The sequence below is a fragment of the Streptomyces sp. AHA2 genome, assembly GCF_036857595.1.
In the GTDB taxonomy this organism is placed as follows: Bacteria; Actinomycetota; Actinomycetes; order Streptomycetales; family Streptomycetaceae; genus Streptomyces.
In genome coordinates this window covers 15,509-38,841 of sequence record NZ_JAUQWJ010000019.1, presented here as the reverse complement: position 1 = coordinate 38,841, position 23,333 = coordinate 15,509, and the positions used below count along the sequence as shown (strand labels likewise).

Sequence of the window (23,333 nt, the reverse complement as noted above, 5' to 3'; positions counted from 1 at the left end):
AACCTTGTCTCACGGACCTTGCCGAATGGGTGGCCATCGGCGCCCGGAGGGGTGATCATGAGGAGACCAGAGCGCACTTCCTTGAGGAGGCACGGGTGGCCGAGACTCTGAAGAAGGGCAGCCGGGTGACCGGCGCCGCGCGCGACAAGCTCGCGGCAGACCTGAAGAAGAAGTACGACGCCGGTGCGAGCATCCGGGCGTTGGCCGAGGAGACCGGCCGCTCGTATGGCTTTGTGCACCGCATGCTCAGTGAGTCGGGCGTCACGCTGCGTGGGCGTGGCGGGGCGACCCGGGGCAAGAAGGCCACGGCCTGACCCCGGGTGGCCCCACGGCTTCGATGGTGGCCACCCGGTCGTCCCACTGACCGGCCGGGTGGTTACTGTGCAGTCACTTGAGCGTGCCGCGCCTCGGCGGACAACCGTCGGGCGGCACGGAAGGCGACCGCACACATCGGAGGCGTCCCATGGCTTCGCCCGACCAGGACCTCGTTCCCGTACTCGACAAGGACGGCGTACGGCTCACCGTGGACGACGCGATCGCCACGGTGACGCTGGCCAACCCGGACAAGCGCAACGCGCAGAGCCCCGCTCTGTGGCGGGCGCTGACCGAAGCCGGCCGGCAACTGCCGGGCTCCGTCCGCGTCGTGGTGCTGCGGGCCGAGGGCAAGTCCTTCTCGGCCGGGCTCGACCGGCAGGCGTTCACGCCGGAGGGCTTCGACGGCGAGCCGTCGTTCATCGACCTCGCACGCGGCTCCGACGCCGAGCTGGACGCGACCATCGCCGAGTACCAGGAGGCGTTCACCTGGTGGCGGCGCAGCGACATCGTCTCCGTCGCCGCTGTCCAGGGGCATGCCATCGGGGCGGGTTTCCAGCTCGCCCTGGCCTGTGACCTGCGCGTCGTCGCCGACGACGTGCAGTTCGCCATGCGCGAGACCAGCCTCGGACTCGTGCCCGACCTCACGGGCACGCACCCCCTGGTGGGCCTCGTCGGATACGCCCGCGCGCTGGAGATCTGCGTGACCGGGCGCTTCGTCACGGCCGACGAGGCCGTGAGCACCGGGCTGGCCAACGTGGCCGTGCCCGCCGGCCAGCTCGACGACACCGTGCGCGACCTCACCGCGGCCCTCCTGGCCGCACCCCGGGACGCCGTCGTCGAGACCAAGGCCCTGCTGCGCGGCGCCCAGGACCGCACCTACGAGGAGCAGCGCGGCGCGGAGCGTCAGGCACAGGCGCGCCGGCTGCGGGACCTCGCGGGCGTCGGCGACTGAGACCCGGGCCGGGCCGGGAGCGCGGTCAGCCGACCGCGCTCACCACCACCGCCACCGTCGGCCGGTCCGGCAGGGCCGCGCCGACCGCCTCGCGGACCGCGCGCGCCACGTCCCGGCCGCGGTGGTCCGCCGACACCGCCACCTCCAGCCGGACGTGGCGGTGCGTCAGCGCGGCCCCGGCCTCGCCCGCGACCTCTTCCACGTGCACCGGCCGGCCCAGCGTGCCGGTCAGCCGCGCCACTCCCGGAACCGCCCGCGCGGCGGCGGCCGCGACGCCCGCGTCGCCGTCCTCGGCCTGCGCCTCCGGCGGCAGGCCGGGCTCCTCGCCGGCCGGCTGCTCCGCGGCGTCCTCCTCCAGCAGACCCGTCACCCGCAGGTCCACGTCCGACACGGTCAGGCCGAGCCGTTGCGCCGCCGCCGTGGCCAGCGTCCGACGCAGCAGCGCCGCCGTCGCCGGCAGCGGCCGCCCAGCCGTGGCCGCGAACTCCGCCGTCACCCGGAGGGGCCCGAAGGGCAGCGCGCTCGGCGGGGCCGGCACCGAGGGCTCCTCGGTGTCCCCGGGATCGGCCAGTGCGATCCGCAGCGTGCCCAGGCGCACGTCCGCGACCTCCCGCACCGCGCCCGCCAGCACCCCCTCGGCCGCTCGCTGTGCGATCCACGCACCGTCCCGCGCGTCACCCAGGGGCAGCAGCCTGCCGATGCCCAGCTGATGTCTCACTGCCTGCGTCCAGCGATCCGCCGTCATTCCTCCAGACTGCCGCATCAGAGGCGCGCAATCGCGTAACCATGCTTACCGTGGGTCCCAGGACGACGACCGAAAAGGACGTACGGCGATGGCAGACATGACGGAGAACCGGGGCGGGGAGAGCGAGACGGCGGCGGCACGCAGGAGCCCGCTGGCCAAGCGCGGCGGTGGCGACCCGGGTTCCCGGGGCCGGACCACCATCGCCGACGGCGTCGTGGAGAAGATCGCGGGTCTCGCCGCCCGGGACGTGGACGGCGTGCACGCCATGGGCAGCGGCCTGTCCCGCACGTTCGGCGCCGTGCGCGACCGCGTGCCCGGCGGCCAGAAGTCGGGCGTGACCCGCGGCGTCAAGGCCGAGGTCGGTGAGGTGCAGGCGGCCCTCGACCTGGAGATCGTCGTCGAGTACGGCGCGTCGATCGCCGATGTCGCCCGCGATGTGCGGGAGAACGTCATCACCGCCGTCGAGCGGATGACGGGCCTGGAGGTCGTCGAGGTCAACATCGCGGTGAGCGACGTGAAGCTGCCCGACGAGGAGGAGGAAGAGCCGGAACGCCGGATTCAGTGAGGCGCCGGTCCGCGGACACCCACACAGAGGCTGAGGAGCTGAGGAGCGCATGAGCATGGCCGTGGCCGGCATGATCGCCGGCATGGCACTGGCGTTCGCCGGGTATTTCGGCGGATTCGGTGCCTTCCTGCTGGTGGCGGCACTGGGCGCCGTCGGCTTCGTCGTCGGCCGGTTCCTGGACGGGGACATGGAGTTCGGCGACTTCTTCCGCACCCGTGAACGGCGGCGGTGACGCCGGTGAGCACGGGGGCCGGTGAACTCGAACGACCCCTGGCCGTCGTCCCGCCGGGGGAGCGCGGCGCGACCCGGATCGCCGACCGGGTCGTCGCGAAGGTGGCCTCCCAGGCTGCCCGCGAGGCCGTCGGGACCCTGCCGCCGTCCGCCGGGGCGCCCTCCGCCACCGTGGTGGTGCACCACGACGTCGCCCACGTCCGGGTGCACGTCGAACTCGACTACCCGTGCGACATCGGCGACCGCTGCCGCCGTGTACGCCGGCACGTCGTCGAGCGGGTGGGCGGCCTGGTCGGCATGGAGGTGCCCGAGGTCGTCGTCCACGTCGAGCGGCTGCACCTGGCCCCCGCCTTCGGTGCGGCACAGGGGAGGACGCGATGAGCGAACCCCGTGGCACCGAGCCGTCGCAGGACGGCACGCAACGCCTGCCGGTCCTCGAGACGCAGGAGACCGGCCCCGGCCCCGAAGGGGCGCGGCCCGGCAACGAGCCGCAGCAGCCCGCCCCCGGGGGGAAGACCGGCCGCGCCGGCCGTTTCTGGTCCACGCGCCGCGTCCCCGCGGGCATCCTCGCCCTGCTCCTGCTGGGCCTGGCCGGGCTGTTCCTCTACGACATCGTCTCCGTGCGCGCCGGCCGGCCCGGCATGTACTGGCGCCGCGAACTGGCCGACCAACTGGCCGAACGGCCCCTGGACGACACCTGGGTCCTCGTCGGAGCCGGGGTGGCGGCCGTCCTGGGGCTCTGGCTGCTGGTCCTCGGCTGCACCCCCGGCCTGCGCTCCGTGCTCCCGATGCGGCGCACCCACCCCGACGTACGCGCCGGGCTGCACCGCGACGCCGCGGCGACCGCCCTGCGCGACCGCGCCATGGAGGTGCCCGGGGTGCAGTCGGCCCGGGTCAGGGTGCGCCGGCGCCGGGCGGGCGTGCGCGCCGAGTCGCACTTCCGTGAACTGGACGACGTACGAACCGACCTGGACGACGTGCTCACCGACGCGGTCGGCGGACTGGGACTGGCCCACCCGCCCACGCTGAAGGTGCGCGTGCGGCGGCCCGGCCGGAAGGGGTGAGAGCGGTGCTCAGGATCGTCGACCGCGTGTTCCTCGCACTGGTGGGCCTGGTGCTGCTGGTGCTGGGCGGCTCCGTCCTGGCCGTCGGCCTCGGCGCGCCCGTGCCCTCGTGGTGGATCCACGACGACCGGCACGACGTGCTGCTGAGCGACGCCGAGCGCAGCCGCTGGCAGGACGAGAGCTGGTGGTGGCCCGTCGTCATCGCCGCACTGGCCGTCCTGCTGCTGCTCGCCCTGTGGTGGCTGGTCGCGGTGCTGCGCAGGCGCCGCCTCACCGAGGTCCTGGTCGACACCGGCGACGGCGAGGGCGCCCTGCTGCGCGGCCGGGCCGTGGAGGACGCCCTCACCCAGGAGGCCGCCCACATCGACGGCGTGGACCGGGCCCGGGCCCGCCTGACGGGCCGCCACAGCGCTCCCGAGGCCCGGGTGCGGCTCGCCCTGGAGCCGCACGTGGACCCCGGGACGGCGCTGCACGACTTCACCGCCGGTCCCCTGACCCACGCCAGGGCCTCGGCGGGCCTGGAGTCGCTGCCCGCCGAGGTGCGGCTGCGAGGCATCAAGCACGGGGCGGAACGGGTCAGTTGAGACCGGACCGGGACGACGGGCGGCTCAGAACCCGTGCCGCGCGCCGCCGTCGACGGGGACCATGACCCCCGTCAGGTAGGACGCCGCCGGGGACAGCAGGAACGCGGCCACCCGGCCGAACTCCTCGGGCGTCCCGTAGCGCCGCAGCGGGATCCTCGACTCCGAGGCCGCGCGGGTGGCCTCCGGGTCCGCCGACATGGCGTCCAGCTCACGCACCCGGTCCGTGTCGATCCGCCCGGGCAGCACTCCGACCACCCGCACGCCCCGCGGCCCGAGCTCCTGCGACAGCGACTTGGCGAACCCGGCCAGCCCGGGGCGCAGCCCGTTGGAGATGGTCAGGCCCGGGATCGGTTCGTACACCGATCCGGAGAGCACGAACCCGACGACGCCCCCGGCGTCCAGTTGGGCCGCCGCGGCGCGGGCCAGCCGCACCGCGCCGAGGAACACCGACTCGAACGCCGCCTGCCACTGCTCGTCGGTGTTGTCCGCGACGAAGCCGGCCGGCGGCCCGCCGACGCTGATCAGTACGCCGTCGAAGCGGCCGAAGTGCTCGCGGGCCGCTCCGATCAGCCGCTCCGCCGCCTGCGGGTCGGCGTTGTCGACGGCCACCCCCACCGCGTCGGGTCCCAGCGCGGCCGCCGCCTGGGCGACGTTCTCCTCGTCCCGCCCCGAGACGACCACCCTCGCCCCGTCCGCGACCAGCTCGCGCGCGGAGGCGTGACCCAGGCCGCGCGTGGCCCCGGTGACGACGTACACCCGGTCTTTCAGTCCAAGATCCATGGCCCTATCCTGCCCCGTGCTCCCCGAACAGGGCGAGGGCGGTGTGCACCAGGCCGATGTGGCTGAACGCCTGCGGGACGTTGCCGAGCTGCCGGCCGGCCACCGGGTCGTACTCCTCGGACAGCAGACCGACGTCGTTGGCCAGACCCGCCAGCCGCTCGAACAGCTCCCGGGCCTCCTTCGTCCGGCCCGTCATGTGCAGGGCGTCCGCCAGCCAGAAGGAGCACACCAGGAAGGTGCCCTCGCTGCCCGGCAGCCCGTCGACGTCCGTCAGCTGCGACGGGGTGGTGCTGTAGCGGCGCAGCAGGCCGCCGTGCTCCAGCTCCTCGCGGACCGCGTCGATGGTGCCGATCACCCGCGGATCGTCCGGCGGCAGGAAACCGACGCGCGGGATGAGCAGCAGGGCGGCGTCCAGCTCCCGCGAGCCGTAGGACTGCGTGAAGGTGTTGCGCTCGGGGTCGTAGCCCTTCTCGCAGACCTCGCGGTGCACCTCCTCGCGCAGCGCCCGCCAGCCGTCCAGGTCGCCGTCCAGCTCCGGATGCGACTGAAGGGTGCGCACGGCCCGGTCGGCGGCCACCCACACCATGACCTTCGAGTGCACGAACTGGCGCCTGCCGCCGCGCACCTCCCACAGGCCCTCGTCCGGCTGCCGCCAGTGGGTGCGCAGGAAGTCCATCAGGGCCCGTTGCAGCGCCCACACGTCGGGCTGCGGCGACAGTCCCGACTCGCGGGCCAGCGACAGCGAGTCCATGACCTCGCCGTAGACGTCCAGCTGGAGCTGGTTCACGGCGTCGTTGCCGATGCGCACGGGCGCGGACCCGTCGAAGCCGGACAGCCAGGGCAGCTCGAACTCGGGCAGCCGCCGCTCGCCCGCCACGCCGTACATGATCTGCAGGTCGGCCGGGTCGCCCGCGACCGCGCGCAGCAGCCAGTTGCGCCAGGCCTCGGCCTCCTCCTGGTAACCCGCGGCGAGCAGGGCGTTGAGGGTGAGGGTGGCGTCACGCAGCCAGCAGTAGCGGTAGTCCCAGTTGCGCACCCCGCCCGGTTCCTCGGGCAGGGAGGTCGTGGCGGCGGCGACGATGCCGCCGGTCGGGGCGTAGGTGAGCGCCTTGAGGGTGATCAGGGAGCGCACCACCTCGTCGCGGTACGGTCCGTCGTAGCGGCAGTGCGCGACCCAGGACCGCCAGTCGTCGACGCTGTGGCGCAGGGACTCGTAGGGGTCGACCAGCGCCGGGCGCGGCTCGTGGGAGGGGTGCCAGGTCAGGACGAACGCCACCTTCTCGCCCTTCCTGACCGTGAACTCGGCGTGCGTGGCGAAGTCCTCGCCCCAGCTGTGGACCTCCGGCTCGCTGCGCAGCCAGGCCGAGTCGGGGCCCGCCACGGCGATGTGGTGGCCGTCGGACCGGCGCACCCAGGGGACGATCGAGCCGTAGTCGAAGCGCAGCTTCAGGACGCTGTGCACGGTCACCTCGCCCTCGAGGCCCTCGACGATCCGGACGAGGTCGGGAGCCTGGTCGCGCTGCGGCATCAGGTCGGTGACCCGCACCGCGCCCTGCTCGACCTCCCACTCGGTGTCCAGGACGAGGGTGTCGTGGCGGTAGGCGCGCCGGGTGCAGCGGTCGGCCCCGACGGGGGCGATGCGCCAGTGACCGTTGTCCTCGTCGCCGAGCAGTCTGGCGAAGCAGGCGGCGGAGTCGAAACGGGGCAGGCACAGCCAGTCCACGGATCCGTCCGTGGAGACCAGGGCCGCGGTCTGCTCGTCGCCGATGAGCGCGTAGTCCTCGATTCGGGGGTGCACGCAGTGCGGGTTCCCGGCAAGTCGCCGCCGCAATCAGGGCAGAGGCCCGCGGAGCCGGTACGTGCCCCGGCGGCGGGGACACCGCCACCGGGAGAAGCCGGGTGAGGTCAGACCGCCGCCGGTTCGGTCCCGCCGGACGCCGTCTCCTTCGCCGCCGCCTGCTGCCGGTCACGGGCCTCCCGGCGGGCCAGGACGACCAGTCCGACCGGGACGGCGGCGGCGAACAGCCACCACTGGACGGCGTACGCGTAGTTCAGCGCGGCGTCCTCCTTGCCCGGGTCGCCCAGCAGTTCGGGGCTGTCGCCCGCTGGCTCGGGAGCCGTCTGCGCGATGTATCCGCCGAGCACCTCGGCCTTCAGGCGCTGCGCCTGCTGCTCACTGTTGATCAGCATAATCTGCCGGTCCGGCAGGCCCTCGAGGTTCTTGATCCCGCTCGCCTCGGTCGTCTCGCTCGGCATCAGCCGCCCCCGAACGGTCAGCTCACCGCCGGGCGGGGCCGGCACCTTCGGGTACGTGGTCTGGCTCTTGCGGTCGCCCGGGATCCAGCCCCGGTTGACCAGCAGCACCTTGCCGTCGTCGAGGACGAACGGGGTCAGCACGTGGTAGCCGACCTCGTCGTCGGAGTTGGTGCGGCGGCGCACCACGACCTCGTCCTCGGCGTCGAAGCGGCCCTCGGCGGTCACGGTGCGGTAGCGCTCGGCGCTGGTGACGGTGTGCCCCGGCCCGGTCAGCGACTCCACGGGCACCGGCTTCGCCGCCAGGGCGTCGGCGACCAGCCGGTTGCGGGCGGTCCGCTCCTCGTAGCGGTGCATCTGCCATATGCCCAGCCGGATCATCGTGGGGATGAGGAGCAGGGCGACCAGCACGAGGATCACCCACTGCCGGGACATCAGGAAGCGGTACACCCCACGACCGTACAACTCGGTCGTGGGGTGCAATCAGGCGGGTACCGGTTCACACCTTGTCGACAATTCCCACCTTTCCCTCCGCCCGGGCGCAGTGGGCGCCGCAGTACCAGTGGCCGTCGACGTCGACGCCCTGGCCGATGATCTGCACCCGGCAGTGCTCGCAGATGGGGGCCATGCGGTGGATCGCGCAGGCGAAGCAGTCGAAGACGTGCACCGCGCCCTGCGCGTGCACCTCGAAGGTCATTCCGTACTGATTGCCACAAACCTCACAGGTCGCCATGCGCCACAGGGTGAGCCGTCGTCCCCGTGCGGGCGAGCGGCAGCCGGGCGAGTCGCCCGGCAATCACCCGTCCGTACGGTCGGGCCGGCGCACGGGCGCGCTCACTCCCGATGCGCCGGTTCCACGTCCGCGAGGAGCTGCCCGAAGGCCGCCTCGTCCACCACCGGCGTGCCGAACTGCCGGGCCTTGACCACCTTGGACGTGCCCGAGTCCGGATCGTTCGTGACGAGCAGGCTGGTGAGCCGGGACAGGCTCGTGGCCACGTGCAGCCCCGCCTCCGTCGCGCGGTCCTCCAGCAGCTCCCGCTCGGTGGAGGTGTCGCCGGAGAAGGCGACCCGCATGCCCTGCTTGAGGCGGCCGCCCGGCTCGTAGCGCCCGGGGTTGGGGTAGGGGCAGGCGGGGCGCTTGCGGGCGGGGCGCCAGCCGCCCTGCCGGTAGCCGCCGTGGCCCGCCTGCCGCCCGATGCGGGGCGTGACGGGCCGGTCGGTCCACTCCGTCAGCGGCCGGCACTCGTGCAGCGGCAGGCGGACGCCGCGCGCCGCGGCGGCCCGCAGGCTCGGGCGGAACGCCTCCGCCAGCACCCGCGCGTCGTCCAGCGCGTGGTGCGCCCGCTGCTGGACGACACCGAAGTGCGCGGCGAGCGACTCCAGCTTGTGGTTGGGCAGCGGCAGGCCCAGCTCCTTGGACAGGGCGATGGTGCACAGCCGCTGCCGCACCGGGGCCTCGCGCTCGGCGCGGGCGTACTCCCGGGCGATCATCTGCCAGTCGAAGACGGCGTTGTGCGCGACGAGCACCCGCCCCGTCAGCCGGGCCGTGAACTCCTCGGCGATGTCCGCGAAGAGGGGAGAGCCCTCCAGCGCCTCGCTCGTGAGGCCGTGGATCCAGACGGGTCCGGGATCGCGCTCGGGGTTGACCGTCGTGTACCAGTGGTCCTCGACCTCGCCGCGGGCGTCCAGCCGGTAGACGGCCGCGGAGATGATGCGGTCGTCCCGGGCCAGGCCCGTGGTCTCCACGTCAACGACCGCGTATCCCTGCGGATATGCGGCCGGCCACGCCGTGGCGGAGAACAGGGCGGTCGTCAGGTCATCCAGCATGGTTCACGAGGATACGGGCCGCGACTGACACCGCCGTCCGCCAGGTGTGCCGGCTCGGCGCCTCCGACGGCCCCTCAGGCGGCCTGTCCGGCCCGTCCGTTCGCGGGGCGTACGTCTGATCGACGGTCAGCCGCGCACCGCACGCACCGGTGTCCACAACCGTCAGAGGCTCTATGGGCACTTTGTCCGGCCGGGGGTTGGCGGAGATCACCAACAGGACGCCGAGGGGTACGGGTCCGTCACCAGCGGATGGGCACCGGGAGCGCCGTCAGCAGACCCGACACGGCCACCGCCAGGCCCAGCGCGGCGACCTCCGCCCGGGCCGGTACGCAGGCCGACAGCGGGTCGGCGGCCCGGTGCAAGCGCCTGCGGGCCCACAGGGCGAGCACGGCCGCCACGGCCACGAGGACCACCTTGGCGAGCAGGACACGGCCGTACGCGGTGTCCGTCAGCTGCTCCGGCACCGTCCCGGGCGGCATCCGGCGCAGCGAACTGCACACGCCCGTCGCGGTGATGGCGGCCAGCAGCACGAGCGCCACGCGCGCGTAGCGGCCCAGCAGCGCGGCGCCCGCCCCGCCGGGCCGCAACCGCACGGTGCGCAGCGCGTGCAGCAGACCACCCGTCCACAGCGCCGCGCAGGTCAGGTGGACGAGGGTCAGCCCGGTACCGGTCAGCGGGCCTTGCTCGGTCGTGGGGTGCGCGCGCAGCGCCTCGGCGACGACCACGGCCGCCAGGGGCACGACCTGCGTGACGGGGCGCCGGGAGAGGGCGCACAGGCCCGCCACGAGGAAGGCGTTGACCTCCACCAGGGCGAGGGCGCCGTCCCGGGTGGCATGGAGGCCGCCCGGGTCGATGTCCGACAGGGCGCCCGGTACGAGATTGCCGTTGGCGACGACGCAGGCGAGTGCGAGGGCGGCGGCGAAACCGGCGGTGCACGCCGCGGGGGACCAGCTGCGGGGCACGGCCGGTGCACCGGCGGCGCCCGCGTCCGGCAGCCCACGGGCCAGCCGGTTCACGAACAGTTCGCCGACGGGTATGCACAGCGCCGCGAACAGCACCGTGCGCAGCAGGGCCGTGCCCCCGGCGCCGGGCGGCCGTGCCTCCCCGGTGCCGTGCAGCGCGGCCGACGGCCCGAGCAGCGGGATCAGCGCGCCCAGCACCACCAAGGCCAGGAGCGCGACGGCCCGGCCGGTGCCGGTGTGCCGCTCACGCGGGCGCGTTCCGGGCACGGCACCGGGGACGGGTCTCGTCGACGTCATCCCAGGATCCTCACCAACCTCCGCAGGACGGGGCAAGTCCGCCGGTGGGACACAGCCGGACGGCGGGCCGTGCGGCGGGCCGGGTGGTGAGGCCGGGTGGTGAGGCCGGGTGGTGAGGCCGGGTGGTGAGGCCGGGCGGTGAGGCCGGGTGGGCCGTGTGCGGTCCACCCGGCCCGTGCCCTACTTGGTCACCGCGTCCAGCGCGTCGGCGACGCCCCAGCCGTAGAAGCCGTTGCGGTTCTTCGGGCCCTCGCACACCGCGTCGACCTTGCCGTCGGCGTCGATGTCGTACGGGTCCGTGCACGCCTTGGCGTCGGCCTCCGCGTACAGCAGGGCCTTCACCAGGGCCGGCGGGGCGTACGGGTGCGTCGACTTGATGAGGGCGGCGACACCCGCGACGTGCGGCGACGCCATCGACGTACCGGCCATGTAGCCCCACTTGCCGCCCGGCAGCGTGCCCAGGATGAGGCCGCTCGTGGCCGGCGGCTCCGGCTTCTGGTAGGCCGTCGAGTCACCGCCGGGGGCGGCGATGTCGATGACGCCCCGGCCGTAGTTGGAGAAGGACGACTTCAGGCCCTTGGCGCCGGTCGAGGCGACCGTGACCACACCCGGCAGCTGGGTCGGGATGTCCAGGCACTCGGACGGGTCGACGACCCGGTCGCCCGGGGTGGTGTCGTTCGGGGACGACGGGTCGGTGATCTCGTCGGAGGCCAGGTCGTAGTTCTCGTTGCCGGCCGCCGCGACGTTGACCGCGCCCTTCTTCTCCGCGTACCGCGAGGCGCGCGTGACGGCCTCGACGAGGGCCTTCTGGTCCGGGTCGTTCTTGCAGTTGAAGTACCAGGGGTCGGTGTAATAGCTGTTGTTCGTCACGTCGACCCCGTGCTCAGCCGCCCACACGAAGCCGCAGACCACGGCCTCCGTGTAGAAGAAGCCGTCCGGGTTGGACACCTTGATGCCGGACACCTTCACGCCGGGTGCCACACCGGTCATGCCGATGCCGTTCTTGGCCGCGGCTATCTCACCGGCGACGTGCGTGCCGTGGGGGCTCTCCGCGGCGCTCGGCCGCCAGGCGCCGTCGGCCGTGTCCGGCTTGCCCGACACGCAGTTGACCGACGCCTCGCGGTCGAAGTTGGGCGCGATGTCGGGGTGGGTGTCGTCCACGCCGGTGTCGATCACGGCGACCGTGACCTTCTTGCTGCCCAGCGACTTCTCGTGCGCCTTGTCCGCCTTGATGGCGGGCAGGTCCCACTGCAGGCCCTGCAGCGGGTCCTGCCCGTCCGCCGCCTCGGCGCTCGCGACCTCGGCCGCGCTCAGCACCTTCGGCGAGCCCAGGTCGCCCGTCGTGGCCGAGGGCAGCGGCGCGGTGCGGGTGGCTCCGGCCGACTGCACGCCGCGCACCGTGCGGATCGTCTTGGCGAAGTCCGGGTTCGAGGAGTGGACGACGATGACGCCTATCTGGTCGTAGGACGTCACGATCGTGCCGCCGGCCTTGGCGACGGCCTTCTTCACGGACGCCGAAGTGCCGTGGCCGGGCTTGACGTTGACGACGTAGCTCAGCGCGGTCGCGTCGGCCGAGACGGCAGCGGGGGCGTCCTCGGCGGCCGTGGCGGCGGTGTTCGGCAGGAAGGCGAGGGCCGTGGCCATGGCCATCCCGGCCGGGATGGCGACGGCGCGGCGGTAACGCGCGTGCGGCGCGGTCATGGTGTCTCCAGTTCGTTCACGGTACGAGCTGATGGTGCGGATGGTTCCGAAGCGCGAGCGGCGCCGTCACTTGACCGCGCGGAGCGCGTTGACGATGCCGTGGCCGTAGAAGCCGTTGACGGCCGGGCCGCCCTCGCACACCGCGTCCTGGGTGCCGTTGCCGTCCTGGTCGTAGGACTCCGGGCAGGCGGTGCGGTCGGCCTGTGCCTTCAGCAGCGCCTGCAGCACCGCCGGCGGGGCCCACGGGTGCTTCGACTTCAGCAGCGCGGCGACGCCGGCGACGTGCGGCGAGGCCATCGAGGTGCCCTGCAGGAAGCCGTACGCGCCGTTCGGCAGGGTGGACAGGATCCGGCCGTCCTTCGAGGGCGTGTCCGGGATCTGGTACCGGCGGTCACCGCCCGGCGCCGCGACGTCCACGACGCCCTTGCCGTACGTCGAGTAGTACGACTTGAGGTTGTCGACGCCGGTCGCGCTGACGGTGACGACGCCCGGCAGCTGGGTCGGGATGTCGAAGCACTCGTGCGGGTCGATGGTCCGCTCGACGGGCGTGGTGTCGTTCGGGCTGGTGGTGTCGACGATCGCGTCGGCGTCCAGGTCGTGGTTGGAGTTGCCCGCGGAGGCGACGTTCAGCGTGCCCTTCTTCTGGGCGTACAGCTGGGCCCGGTTGACCGCGTCGACGACGGCCCGCTGGTCCGGGTCCTGCATGCAGTTGTACAGCCACGGGTCGACGTAGTAGCTGTTGTTCGTGATCTCCACGCCGTGGTCGGCGGCGAACACGAACGCGCAGACGACGCTCTCCGGGTAGAAGAGACCGCTGGCCCGGTCGGTCACGTTGATGCTGGACACCTTCACGCCGGGCGCGACGCCCGCGACGCCGACGCCGTTGCGGGCGGCGGCTATCTCACCGGCGACATGCGTGCCGTGGTAGTCCTCGGGCGTGTACGGCCGCCAGGCGCCCTCGGTGGTATCGGCCTTGCCACCCGCGCAGTTGGCGGACTGGCCGGGGGAGAAGTTCGGGGCGATGTCCGGGTGGGTGTCGTCCACGCCGGTGTCGATCACCGCGACGGTCACCTTGCGGCTGCCGGGGTTGATCTTCGCGGCCTTGTCGGCGCCTATCGCGCGCAGGTCCCACTGGTCCGCCTCGAGGGGCTCGCTCTCGGGCGTCTGCGCCGAGGCGGCCCGGGTGCGCTCCGCCTGAGCGGCGCTCAGGTACTCGACCGCGCCCTCGTCCGTGGTCCCCGCGGCCGACAGGGGCGCGGTGCGGGTGGCCCCGGCCGACTGCACGCCGCGCACCGCGCGGATGCTCTCGGCGAAGCCGGCGTCCGAGGAGTGGACGACGATGACGCCGATCCGCTCGTACGCGGCCACGATCGAGCCGCCGGCCTTGCCGATCGCCTTCTTCACCGAGGCGATCGTGTGCCGGTCCACCTTGGTGTTGACGACGTACGCCAGTGTCGGCGCATCCGCCGTCCGGGTGGCTCGCTCCGCCTGCGGGGCCGCGGACGCGGCGGCGGGCAGGAAGCCCAGCGAGGCCGTCAGCGACAGCACGACCGGCACGGCGAGAGCGAGCCGGCGTCTGGAACGCAAGTGAGACATGGGGTCTCCACATCCTCCGGAAACGAAACCGGCCCGAGGCACAGGTGGTGCTCGGGCAGGTACATGACGGGGTGGTGCAGGGCGAAGCTATCCCGGCCTCTCGCTGGCCAGCAACGTTTTGTCGAAAGGTTCTCGGAAACAACGCCGCCGGGTTGAACCGGTTCTCCCGTGCCGCCGTGACGTTGAACAAGGAGCGCGAGGGCCCTTCGCGCCATCGCCTCCGTCCCCGTTCACACCGCTTCCGTCTTTGCGAGGAGACATTCGTGGCCACCGACGCACCGCCCCCCTCGAAGGAGCAACACGAGCTTCCCTCTCCCGAGGAGTTCGCCGAGGTGCAGCAGAGCGCGGAGTTCGGTGAACTGCGCCGCTCCTACCGCTCCTTCGCCTTCCCGCTGACCATCGCCTTCATCGCCTGGTACCTGCTGTACGTCCTGCTGTCCAACTACGCGGGCGGCTTCATGGGCACCGAGCTGTTCGGCAACATCAACGTCGCCTTCGTGTTCGGCGTCGCCCAGTTCGTCACCACGTTCCTCATCGCCTGGTGGTACTCGAAGCACGCCGCCGCGAAGCTCGACCCCAAGGCCGAGGCCATCAAGACCCGGATGGAGGGCGGCGCATGAGCCCCGTACAGCAGACCTTCCTCGCCGCGAACGAGGCCAGCGAGCACCGCCCGCTGATCATCACCCTGTTCGCGCTGTTCGTCGTCGCCACCCTCGGCATCACGATCTGGGCCGGCCGCCAGACCAAGGACGCGGCCGACTTCTACGCCGGCGGCCGCCAGTTCAGCGCCTTCCAGAACGGCCTCGCCGTGTCGGGCGACTACATGTCCGCCGCCTCGTTCCTCGGCATCGCCGGCGCCATCGCCATCTTCGGTTACGACGGCTTCCTGTACTCCATCGGCTTCCTGGTCGCCTGGCTGGTCGCCCTGCTCCTGGTGGCCGAGCCGCTGAGGAACTCCGGCCGCTACACCATGGGCGACGTCCTCGCCTACCGCATGCGCCAGCGCCCGGTCCGGACCGCCGCCGGCACCTCCACGATCGTCGTGTCGATCTTCTACCTGCTGGCCCAGATGGCCGGCGCCGGCGTCCTCGTCTCACTGCTGCTCGGCATCACCTCCGACGCCGGCAAGATCCTCATCGTCGCCCTGGTCGGCCTCCTGATGATCGTCTACGTCTCCATCGGCGGCATGAAGGGCACCACCTGGGTCCAGATGATCAAGGCCGTGCTGCTCATCGGCGGCACCGTCCTGATCACCTTCCTGGTACTGCTGAAGTTCGACTTCAACATCTCCGACCTGCTCGGCACCGCCGCCGAGAACAGCGGCAAGGGCGCCGCCTTCCTGGAGCCCGGTCTCCAGTACGGCGCGACCGGCACCTCCAAGCTGGACTTCATCTCGCTCGGCATCGCCCTGGTGCTCGGCACCGCCGGCCTGCCGCACATCCTGATCCGCTTCTACACGGTGCCCAACGCCAAGGCCGCCCGGAAGTCCGTGAACTGGGCCATCGGCATCATCGGCGCCTTCTACCTGATGACCATCGCCCTCGGCTTCGGCGCCGCCGCGCTGATCTCCCAGGACGAGATCATCGCCTCCAACCCCTCCGGCAACACCGCCGCGCCGCTGCTCGCCCTGCACCTCGGCGGCGTCGACTCGGCCTGGGGCGCCATCCTGCTCGCCACCATCTCGGCGGTGGCCTTCGCGACGATCCTCGCCGTGGTCGCCGGACTGACCCTGGCCTCCTCGTCGTCCTTCGCGCACGACATCTACGCCAACGTCATCCGCAAGGGGCAGGCCTCCGGCGCCGAGGAGGTCCGCGCGGCCCGCTGGGCGACCGTCTTCATCGGCGTGGTCTCCATCGGCCTCGGGGCCCTGGCCCGCGACCTGAACGTGGCCGGCCTGGTCGCCCTGGCGTTCGCCGTCGCGGCCTCCGCCAACCTGCCGACGATCCTCTACAGCCTGTTCTGGAAGCGGTTCACCACCCAGGGCGCCCTGTGGTCGATCTACGGCGGCCTGATCGTCGCCGTCGGCCTGGTGCTGTTCTCGCCGGTCGTCTCCGGCGACCCCAAGGCGATGTTCCCCGACGTCGACTTCGCCTGGTTCCCGCTGAAGAACCCGGGCATCATCTCCATCCCGTTCGGCTTCCTCATGGGCTGGCTCGGCACGGTGCTGTCCAAGGAGGAGCCCGACGCCAAGAAGTACGCGGAGCTGGAGGTCAGGTCCCTGACCGGCACCGGCGCCCACTGAACACGACCCCTCCCGCGCGGCCGCCTCGTAGGAACCTCCAGGTCCCTGCGGTGCGGCCGCGCCGTGCGTCGTGGGATCGAGCCCTGTGGTGATGTCGGCCGGGTCACGTAGGCTCGCAGGTGTCGGAGAACAGTGCTCCGGGCACGATCCGCGACGAGGGAGGGGCCCCACGTGCTCATCGACACCTACGGCCGGGTGGCCACCGACCTGAGGGTCTCGCTGACCGACCGCTGCAACCTGCGCTGCACCTACTGCATGCCCGAGGAGGGCCTGCAGTGGCTGGCCAAGCCGGATCTGCTCACCGACGACGAGATCGTCCGGCTGATCGGCATCGCGGTCACGTCCCTCGGGATCGAGGAGGTCCGCTTCACCGGCGGTGAGCCCCTGCTGCGCCCCGGGCTCGTCGGCATCGTCGAGCGCGTCGCCGCCCTGGAGCCCCGCCCGCAGATGTCGCTGACCACCAACGGCATCGGCCTCAAGCGCACGGCGGCTGCCCTGAAGGCGGCGGGCCTGGACCGGGTGAACGTCTCCCTGGACACTCTGCGGCCCGACGTGTTCAAGACACTCACCCGCCGCGACCGCCACAAGGACGTCCTGGAGGGACTGCACGCCGCCCGCGACGCCGGCCTGACCCCGGTCAAGGTCAACTCGGTCCTGATGCCCGGGCTGAACGACGACGAGGCCCCCGAACTCCTGGCCTGGGCCGTGGAGCACGACTACGAGCTGCGCTTCATCGAGCAGATGCCGCTCGACGCGCAGCACGGCTGGAAGCGCGACGGCATGATCACCGCCGGCGACATCCTGACCTCCCTGCGCACGCGGTTCGAGCTGACGCCCGAGGGTCAGGACAAACGCGGCTCGGCCCCGGCGGAGCGCTGGCTGGTCGACGGCGGCCCGCACGTGGTCGGCGTGATCGCCTCCGTCACCCGGCCCTTCTGCGCGGCCTGCGACCGCACCCGCCTGACCGCCGACGGCCAGGTGCGGACCTGCCTGTTCGCCCAGGAGGAGACCGATCTGCGCGCCGCCCTGCGCTCCGGCGCCCCGGACGAGGAGATCGCCCGCCTGTGGCGCCTGGCGATGTGGGGCAAGAAGGCGGGAGCGGGCCTGGACGACCCCGCGTTCGTGCAGCCGGACCGGCCCATGTCGGCGATCGGCGGCTAGGGCCGGTCTGACATTTCCGCCGTCGCCCGGTGGCAGGAGGGAAGTGTCAGACAGGAGGCCCTAGGAGTCCGAGGGTTCCCGGGACTCCCACTCCGCGAGCAGGACGACGTCCTTCAAAAAGCCCCGCACGCCGAGGAACTGCGACAGGTGCTCGCGGTGCTCGTCGCAGGCCAGCCAGGTCTTGCGCCGCTCCGGGGTGTGGACCTTGGGGTTGTTCCACGCCAGCACCCACACCGCGTCGGCGCGGCAGCCCTTGGCGGAACAGATGGGCGTCTCGTCACTCACTGCTTCGTCTCACCACGGCACACTCGACACGAACTGCTCGGCGAAAAGGCGACGCCGAGCAGCCACGGGGGGAGCTGCCCGGCGTCGGTCCGTCGCTCCGACGGGGGATGCGGAGCGCGTACGAAGTATGTCACGGGTAACCCCGGCCCCGGCACCGGAACAACATGATTGATCTGAGCTTTTCCTGAGCTTGGCCGGAAGGTGACTTCCGTTTGTGGCCGTCGTACGGCAGTACTACCGCTCGTGCGATTCCGTCCGCCCCCCGGGAGCCGTCGCCGACGGCGCGTCGTCCGCGGCGGATCCCGTCCGCCGGCCGGTCGGCTCCGACGGCGCGATCATCGGCCGCGCCGGCGGCACCACGAACGTCGACGGCAGGGACGGCGCGTTCTCGCGTCCCGCGTTCGCGATGACCACCGCGACGTACGGCAGGACCAGCCCGAGGACCAGCGCCACGACGGCCACGTGCCGTTCGACGTTCCACAACGTGGCCGCGAGGATCACGGACACCGTGCGGACCGACATCGAGATCACGTACCGGCGCTGCCGCCCGCGTACGTCCTCCTGCAGCCCCGCCCGGGCGCCGGTGATCCGGAAAACCTGGACGTTGCCGCCACTGTGCTGCTTCCGCATCGCAATCCACCATCCGCCCGTATCGGACCGTCCCCGCCGCGTAGCCGTCCCAGGCCGTCCGGGGACCCGGACCGGGACAGATCCCACGGTACGCCGCGTCCGCAGCCGTCACGAGACCGGGTGCCCCCCGCGTCCGTCCCGACTCCTCCCGCCCGGTGCCACGGACGGCCCGCTCCGGAGTGCGGCACGTGACGACCGGGCCGACACTGGCGGTACGGGCTCGCGTCGAGCCGTACGAGGAGGCAACGATGGGCTGGTTGTGGGCGATCATCGTCGGACTGGTACTGGGCCTGATCGCGAAGGCGATCATCCCGGGCAAGCAGCACCTTCCCCTGTGGCTGACGGTCATCCTGGGCATGATCGGCGGCATCGCCGGTAACGCCATCGCCCGGGCGGCCGGAGTCGACGCCACGGCGGGCATCGACTGGTGGCGGCACTTGTTCCAGCTGGTGATGGCGGTCATCCTCGTCGGCCTCGGCGACCGCGCCTGGGCGGCGGCCAGGGGAGACCGGCGCAGGGCCTGACCCGGCGGGACCCTGCGGAAGGGGCGGCCTCCCGACCGGAGACCGCCCCGCGCGGGCATCCGCCCGGCAGGCCGTGACGACGGCAGGAGCGGCCCCCGCGGGAGAGGCCGCCCCTCGCGGGCGAGCGCTCAGCCGGCCGTGACCTCGACCGCCGCCAGGTTCTTCTTGCCCCGGCGCAGCACCAGCCAGCGGCCGTGCAGCAGGTCCTCCCGGGCCGGGACGGCGTCCTCGGCGGCGACCTTCACGTTGTTCACGTAGGCGCCGCCCTCCTTGACCGTGCGGCGGGCGGCCGACTTGCTCGCCACCAGGCCGACCTCGGCGAAGAGGTCGACGACCGGGGCCGGCTCGGACACCCGGATGTGCGGCAGCTCCGACAGGGCCGCCGCGAGCGTCCGCTCGTCGAGCCCGGCCAGCTCGCCCTGCCCGAACAGCGCCCGGGACGCGGCGATCACCGCGGCCGTCTGGTCGGCGCCGTGCACCAGCGTCGTCAGCTCCTCGGCCAGGGCCCGCTGCGCGGCCCGGGCCTGCGGACGCTCCTCGGTCTGCCGCTCCAGCTCCTCCAGCTCCTCGCGGGAGCGGAAGGACAGGATGCGCATGTACCGGGAGACGTCCCGGTCGTCCACGTTCAGCCAGAACTGGTAGAACGCGTACGGCGTGGTCATCTCCGGGTCGAGCCACACGGCGCCGCCCTCGGTCTTGCCGAACTTCGTGCCGTCCGCCTTGGTCATCAGCGGCGTCGCCAGCGCGTGCACGGTCGCGCCCGGCTCCAGGCGGTGGATCAGGTCCAGGCCCGCGGTGAGGTTGCCCCACTGGTCGCTGCCGCCCTGCTGGAGGGTGCAGCCGTAGCGGCGGTAGAGCTGGAGGAAGTCCATGCCCTGCAGGAGCTGGTAGCTGAACTCCGTGTAGCTGATGCCCTCGGAGGACTCCAGGCGCCGGGCCACGGAGTCCTTCGTGAGCATCTTGTTGACGCGGAAGTGCTTGCCGATGTCCCGCAGGAACTCGATCGCGGACAGGTTCTGCGTCCAGTCGAGGTTGTTGACCATGACGGCCGCGTTGTCGCCCTCGAAGTCGAGGAACGGCTCGATCTGGGCCCGCAGCCTGTCGACCCAGCCGCCGACCGTCTCGGGGTCGTTCAGCGTGCGCTCCGCCGTCGGGCGGGGGTCGCCGATCAGACCCGTGGCGCCGCCGACCAGCGCCAACGGCCGGTGACCGGCCTGCTGGAGCCGGCGCACGGTGAGCACCTGCACCAGGTGCCCCACGTGCAGCGACGGCGCCGTCGGGTCGAAACCGCAATAGAACGTGACGGGACCGTCCGCGAGAGCCTTGCGCAAAGCGTCCTCGTCGGTGGACAGGGCGAACAGCCCGCGCCACTTCAGCTCGTCGACGATGTCCGTCACGGTTCTCGTGTCTCCTTGAGCGATCCTGGGGCCGTCGGGTGACAGCCGCCTACGAGGTTATACGCCCTGGCTGACCGAGCTCATGTTGAAATCGGGCACGCGCAGCGCGGGCATCGCCGCCCTGGTGAACCAGTCGCTCCACTCGCGAGGCAGCGTCTTCTCGGTCCGCCCCGCCTCCGTGGCCCGGCCGAGCACGCCGACCGGGGACTCGTTGAACCGGAAGTTGTTCACCTCGCCGGTCACCTCCCCGTTCTCCACGAGGTAGACGCCGTCCCGGGTCAGGCCGGTGAGCAGCAGCGTCGCCGGGTCGACCTCGCGGATGTACCACAGGCAGGTCAGCAGCAGCCCGCGTGCGGTGTTCGCGACCATCTCCTCCAGGGAACGGTCCTCGCCGCCGTCCAGGACGATGTTGTCGATGCCCGGCGCCACCGGCAGCCCCGTCAGGCCGGCGCTGTGCCGGCTGGTGGTCAGGTGCCGCAGCTCACCCTCGCGCATCCATTCGGTGGCCGCGAGCGGCAGCCCGTTGTCGAACACCGACTGGTCGCCGCCGGAGGAGTGCGCGATGACGAACGGCGCCGACTCCAGGCCCGGCTCGTGCGGGTCGCTGCGCAGGGTCAGCGGCAGCTCGGTCAGCCGCTCACCGACCCGGGTGCCGCCGCCCGGCTTGGAGAACACCGTGCGGCCTTCGACCGCGTCCCGGCCCGAGGCCGACCACATCTGGTAGATGAGCAGGTCCGCCACGGCCGTCGGCGGGAGCAGCGTCTCGTAACGGCCGGCCGGCAGCTCCACGCGCCGCTCGGCCCAGCCCAGGCGCACGGCCAGCTCGGCGTCCAGCGCCGCCGGGTCGACGTCCCCGAAGTCGCGCGTGGAGCGCCCGGCCCAGGCCGACCGGGTCCGGTCGGGTGACTTGGCGTTCATCTCCAGCGTCCCGTTCGGCTGGTCGTGCCGCAGGCGCAGCCCCGTGGACGTGCCGACGTACGTGGAGACCAGTTCGTGGTTGGCGAAGCCGTACAGCTCGCGGCCGCCCGCACGCGCGCGTGCGAAGGCCTCGCCGAGCGCCGGCGCGAACGCGGCGAACACGGCGGAGGAGGTCTCCGCGGGCGCCTCCGTGAACTCCGGCGCCGGGGCGGCGCCCGTGACCAGCGGCTGCGCGTCCTCGGCGGGCCCGGCGCCGCGGGCGGCGGCCTCCGCGGCCCGCACCAGGGGCTCCAGGTCGTCGGCGGTCACGGCGGACCGCGACACGACCCCCGAGGCCGTGCCCTCCTTGCCGTCGACCGTGGCCACGACCGTGAGCGTGCGTCCGCGCGTCACCCCGTTCGTCGTCAGGGCGTTGCCCGCCCAGCGCAGGTTGGCGGTGGACCGCTCGTCGGCGATGACGACGCAACCGTCGGCCCGGGACAGCTCCAGGGCCCGCTCGACGACCTCGTGGGGCTTGGTGGTACGCGCGCTCATCGACCGGCCTCCTGGGTCGTGTTGAGGATGTTGACGCCCCTGAACAGGGCCGACGGGCAGCCGTGCGAGACGGCCGCGACCTGGCCCGGCTGGGCCTTGCCGCAGTTGAACGCACCGCCCAGCACGTAGGTCTGCGGTCCGCCGACCGCGGCCATCGAGCCCCAGAAGTCGGTGGTCGTCGCCTGGTAGGCCACGTCGCGCAGCTGCCCGGCGAGGCGGCCGTTCTCGATGCGGTAGAAGCGCTGACCGGTGAACTGGAAGTTGTAGCGCTGCATGTCGATCGACCAGGACCGGTCACCGACGACGTAGATGCCGCGCTCCACACCCCCGATGAGGTCCTCGGTGGACATCCCGGCCGGGTCCGGCCGCAGGGACACGTTGGCCATGCGCTGCACCGGCACATGGCCGGGCGAGTCGGCGTAGGCGCAGCCGTTGGACCGCTCGAAGCCGGTCAGCCTCGCGATGCGCCGGTCCAGTTGGTAGCCGACCAGCGTGCCGTCCTTGACCAGGTCCCAGGACTGCGCCGCGACGCCCTCGTCGTCGTAACCGACGGTGGCCAGGCCGTGCTCGGCGGTGCGGTCACCGGTGACGTTCATCAGCTCGGAGCCGTAGCGCAACGTGCCCAGCTGGTCGAACGTGGCGAAGGAGGTGCCGGCGTAGGCGGCCTCGTAGCCGAGGGCCCGGTCCAGCTCGGTGGCGTGGCCGATGGACTCGTGGATGGTCAGCCACAGGTTGGACGGGTCGACGACCAGGTCGTACAGGCCGGGCTCCACGCTGGGCGCGCGCATCTTCTCGGCGAGCAGCTCCGGGATCCGCTCCAGCTCGTTCTCCCAGTCCCAGCCGGTGCCCGTGAGGTACTCCCAGCCGCGTCCCACGGGCGGGGCGAGGGTGCGCATGGAGTCGAACTCGCCGCTGGACTCGTCCACCGACACGGCGTTGAACACCGGGTGCAGCCGCACCCGCTGCTGGGTGGTCACCGTCCCGGCCGTGTCCGCGTAGAACTTGTTCTCGTGCACCGTGAGCAGCGAGGAGTCCACGTGGTCGACCCCGTCGGCGGCCAGCAGCCGCGCGCTCCACTCCGCGATCAGGGCGGCCTTCTCCTCGTCGGGCACGGAGAACGGGTCGATCTCGTACGAGGAGATCCACGTCTTCTCGGCGTGCACCGGCTCGTCGGCGAGTTCCACGCGCTCCTCGGAACCGGCCGCCTCGATCACCTGCGCGGACAGCTTGGCCATCGCCACCGCCTGCCCCGCGACCCGGGCGGCGGCGTCCATGGTCAGGTCGACGCCGGAGGCGAAGCCCCAGGTGCCGCCGTGCACCACCCGCACCGCGTAGCCGAGGTCGGTGGTGTCGGACGAACCGGCGGGCCTGGCGTCCCGGAAGCGCCAGGAGGCGCCCCGCACCCGCTCGAACCGGAAGTCCGCGTGCTCGGCGCCGAGCGCACGCGCGCGTGCGAGGGCCGCGTCGGCGAGGGCGCGTAGGGGAAGGGCCGTGAAGGCCTCGTCGATGGTATGAGGCACCGCCGTCTCTTTCTGTCGAGGTGACCGTGGTCGTTCTGTCGGGGTGACCGTGGTTGCCGTCTTCGTGACGGCAGCTCCGATCATGTCCCCCCGCCCCGCCCCGGGGCCACGGCTTTGCGAGGTGAGGACCACGGCGATCTGTAGGGACCCGACAGTGCGGCCCGGACGCCACTGTCGGTGCCCGATTGTCCGCGCGCGTGCCCGGACCGATAGGTTTTCGAGGAAGCCGCCTGTCATCCCCGCCTGTCGT

The 23,333-nt window shown here is 72.5% G+C and carries 25 protein-coding genes; 11 read left to right on the top strand and 14 right to left on the bottom strand.

What is annotated here, in order from left to right; all coding sequences use genetic code 11:
• The first annotated feature begins 95 nt into the window (after positions 1–95).
• Entirely contained in the window at positions 96–314 is a 219-nt protein-coding gene (locus Q5694_RS28175) for a helix-turn-helix domain-containing protein (RefSeq protein WP_010037790.1), read from the top strand.
• 149 nt (positions 315–463) lie between these two features.
• Positions 464–1,267: an enoyl-CoA hydratase/isomerase family protein gene (locus Q5694_RS28170; protein WP_333936230.1), complete on the top strand. Its 804-nt coding sequence runs from the start codon at positions 464–466 to the stop codon at positions 1,265–1,267.
• A 25-nt stretch (positions 1,268–1,292) separates the two neighbouring features.
• Here Q5694_RS28170 and Q5694_RS28165 read toward each other — a convergent pair whose 3' ends face one another.
• Complete coding sequence (locus Q5694_RS28165) at positions 1,293–2,012, bottom strand: nucleopolyhedrovirus P10 family protein (protein WP_333936229.1); 720 nt, start codon at positions 2,010–2,012, stop codon at positions 1,293–1,295.
• A gap of 88 nt (positions 2,013–2,100) precedes the next feature.
• Here Q5694_RS28165 and Q5694_RS28160 point away from each other — a divergent pair, with 88 nt between their 5' ends.
• The 5 genes from Q5694_RS28160 to amaP are packed head-to-tail and all read left to right on the top strand — an operon-like array spanning position 2,101 to position 4,456.
• On the top strand, positions 2,101–2,577 hold the full coding sequence (locus Q5694_RS28160; RefSeq protein ID WP_333936227.1) for an Asp23/Gls24 family envelope stress response protein: 477 nt from the start codon (positions 2,101–2,103) through the stop codon (positions 2,575–2,577).
• Between the two features lie 49 nt (positions 2,578–2,626).
• Positions 2,627–2,809: a hypothetical protein gene (locus Q5694_RS28155; RefSeq protein WP_333936226.1), complete on the top strand. Its 183-nt coding sequence runs from the start codon at positions 2,627–2,629 to the stop codon at positions 2,807–2,809.
• Positions 2,806–3,189, top strand: a complete 384-nt coding sequence (locus Q5694_RS28150; RefSeq protein ID WP_333936225.1) for a hypothetical protein — start codon at positions 2,806–2,808, stop codon at positions 3,187–3,189. The genes Q5694_RS28155 and Q5694_RS28150 overlap by 4 nt, the downstream gene beginning before the upstream one ends.
• Positions 3,186–3,872: a DUF6286 domain-containing protein gene (locus tag Q5694_RS28145; protein WP_333936224.1), complete on the top strand. Its 687-nt coding sequence runs from the start codon at positions 3,186–3,188 to the stop codon at positions 3,870–3,872. Before Q5694_RS28150 ends, Q5694_RS28145 begins: the two co-directional genes overlap by 4 nt.
• Positions 3,869–4,456 carry an alkaline shock response membrane anchor protein AmaP gene (gene amaP, locus Q5694_RS28140; RefSeq protein ID WP_333936223.1) on the top strand — a complete coding sequence of 196 codons (588 nt, stop codon included), beginning with the start codon at positions 3,869–3,871 and terminating at the stop codon, positions 4,454–4,456. The genes Q5694_RS28145 and amaP overlap by 4 nt, the downstream gene beginning before the upstream one ends.
• A 24-nt stretch (positions 4,457–4,480) precedes the next feature.
• Here amaP and Q5694_RS28135 read toward each other — a convergent pair whose 3' ends face one another.
• The 8 genes from Q5694_RS28135 to Q5694_RS28100 form a co-directional block, all read right to left on the bottom strand.
• Positions 4,481–5,236, bottom strand: coding sequence for an SDR family oxidoreductase (locus Q5694_RS28135; RefSeq protein ID WP_333936222.1), 756 nt, complete (start codon positions 5,234–5,236; stop codon positions 4,481–4,483).
• Positions 5,237–5,240: 4 nt separating this feature from the next.
• Positions 5,241–7,034: a glycoside hydrolase family 15 protein gene (locus tag Q5694_RS28130; protein ID WP_333936221.1), complete on the bottom strand. Its 1,794-nt coding sequence runs from the start codon at positions 7,032–7,034 to the stop codon at positions 5,241–5,243.
• Between the two features lie 107 nt (positions 7,035–7,141).
• On the bottom strand, positions 7,142–7,939 hold the full coding sequence (locus Q5694_RS28125) for an SURF1 family cytochrome oxidase biogenesis protein (RefSeq protein WP_333936220.1): 798 nt from the start codon (positions 7,937–7,939) through the stop codon (positions 7,142–7,144).
• A 49-nt stretch (positions 7,940–7,988) separates the two neighbouring features.
• Complete coding sequence (locus Q5694_RS28120) at positions 7,989–8,222, bottom strand: hypothetical protein (RefSeq protein ID WP_003989324.1); 234 nt, start codon at positions 8,220–8,222, stop codon at positions 7,989–7,991.
• Positions 8,223–8,323: 101 nt separating this feature from the next.
• Positions 8,324–9,316 (bottom strand): DEDDh family exonuclease, encoded by a 993-nt coding sequence (locus Q5694_RS28115; RefSeq protein ID WP_333936219.1) that lies wholly within the window; start codon positions 9,314–9,316, stop codon positions 8,324–8,326.
• Between the two features lie 239 nt (positions 9,317–9,555).
• Positions 9,556–10,575, bottom strand: coding sequence for a CopD family protein (locus Q5694_RS28110; protein ID WP_333936218.1), 1,020 nt, complete (start codon positions 10,573–10,575; stop codon positions 9,556–9,558).
• Between the two features lie 180 nt (positions 10,576–10,755).
• The gene (locus tag Q5694_RS28105) at positions 10,756–12,276 is read right to left on the bottom strand and encodes a S8 family peptidase (RefSeq protein WP_333936217.1); all 1,521 of its coding nucleotides are present in this window, start codon (positions 12,274–12,276) and stop codon (positions 10,756–10,758) included.
• Between the two features lie 66 nt (positions 12,277–12,342).
• A complete protein-coding gene (locus Q5694_RS28100) occupies positions 12,343–13,872 on the bottom strand; it encodes a S8 family peptidase (protein ID WP_333936216.1) in 1,530 nt (509 codons plus the stop codon).
• Positions 13,873–14,135: 263 nt separating this feature from the next.
• Between Q5694_RS28100 and Q5694_RS28095 the strand changes: the two genes are divergently transcribed.
• The 3 genes from Q5694_RS28095 (at position 14,136) to moaA (ending at position 17,275) form a co-directional block, all read left to right on the top strand.
• Positions 14,136–14,492, top strand: coding sequence for a DUF485 domain-containing protein (locus tag Q5694_RS28095; protein WP_333936215.1), 357 nt, complete (start codon positions 14,136–14,138; stop codon positions 14,490–14,492).
• The gene (locus Q5694_RS28090; protein ID WP_333936214.1) at positions 14,489–16,114 is read left to right on the top strand and encodes a solute symporter family protein; all 1,626 of its coding nucleotides are present in this window, start codon (positions 14,489–14,491) and stop codon (positions 16,112–16,114) included. The genes Q5694_RS28095 and Q5694_RS28090 overlap by 4 nt, the downstream gene beginning before the upstream one ends.
• Positions 16,115–16,285: 171 nt before the next feature.
• The gene (moaA, locus tag Q5694_RS28085) at positions 16,286–17,275 is read left to right on the top strand and encodes a GTP 3',8-cyclase MoaA (protein ID WP_333936213.1); all 990 of its coding nucleotides are present in this window, start codon (positions 16,286–16,288) and stop codon (positions 17,273–17,275) included.
• A 60-nt stretch (positions 17,276–17,335) separates the two neighbouring features.
• On the opposite strand, the gene Q5694_RS28080 is transcribed toward moaA, so the two are convergent.
• Together Q5694_RS28080 and Q5694_RS28075 are read right to left on the bottom strand one after the other, a co-directional pair.
• The gene (locus Q5694_RS28080) at positions 17,336–17,560 is read right to left on the bottom strand and encodes a hypothetical protein (RefSeq protein ID WP_333936212.1); all 225 of its coding nucleotides are present in this window, start codon (positions 17,558–17,560) and stop codon (positions 17,336–17,338) included.
• A 234-nt stretch (positions 17,561–17,794) separates the two neighbouring features.
• Entirely contained in the window at positions 17,795–18,190 is a 396-nt protein-coding gene (locus Q5694_RS28075) for a DUF3099 domain-containing protein (protein ID WP_333936211.1), read from the bottom strand.
• Between the two features lie 248 nt (positions 18,191–18,438).
• On the opposite strand from Q5694_RS28075, the gene Q5694_RS28070 reads away from it, so the two are divergent.
• The gene (locus Q5694_RS28070) at positions 18,439–18,714 is read left to right on the top strand and encodes a GlsB/YeaQ/YmgE family stress response membrane protein (protein ID WP_333936316.1); all 276 of its coding nucleotides are present in this window, start codon (positions 18,439–18,441) and stop codon (positions 18,712–18,714) included.
• A gap of 128 nt (positions 18,715–18,842) precedes the next feature.
• Here the strand turns inward: Q5694_RS28070 and tyrS are convergent, their stop codons facing one another.
• Genes tyrS through Q5694_RS28055 form a run of 3 tightly spaced genes read right to left on the bottom strand, consistent with a single transcriptional unit; the run spans position 18,843 to position 23,083 of the window.
• Positions 18,843–20,111, bottom strand: a complete 1,269-nt coding sequence (tyrS, locus tag Q5694_RS28065) for a tyrosine--tRNA ligase (RefSeq protein WP_333936210.1) — start codon at positions 20,109–20,111, stop codon at positions 18,843–18,845.
• Positions 20,112–20,168: 57 nt separating this feature from the next.
• On the bottom strand, positions 20,169–21,563 hold the full coding sequence (locus Q5694_RS28060) for a metallopeptidase TldD-related protein (RefSeq protein WP_333936209.1): 1,395 nt from the start codon (positions 21,561–21,563) through the stop codon (positions 20,169–20,171).
• Positions 21,560–23,083, bottom strand: coding sequence for a TldD/PmbA family protein (locus Q5694_RS28055; protein WP_333936208.1), 1,524 nt, complete (start codon positions 23,081–23,083; stop codon positions 21,560–21,562). The genes Q5694_RS28060 and Q5694_RS28055 overlap by 4 nt, the downstream gene beginning before the upstream one ends.
• Positions 23,084–23,333 lie beyond the last annotated feature (250 nt).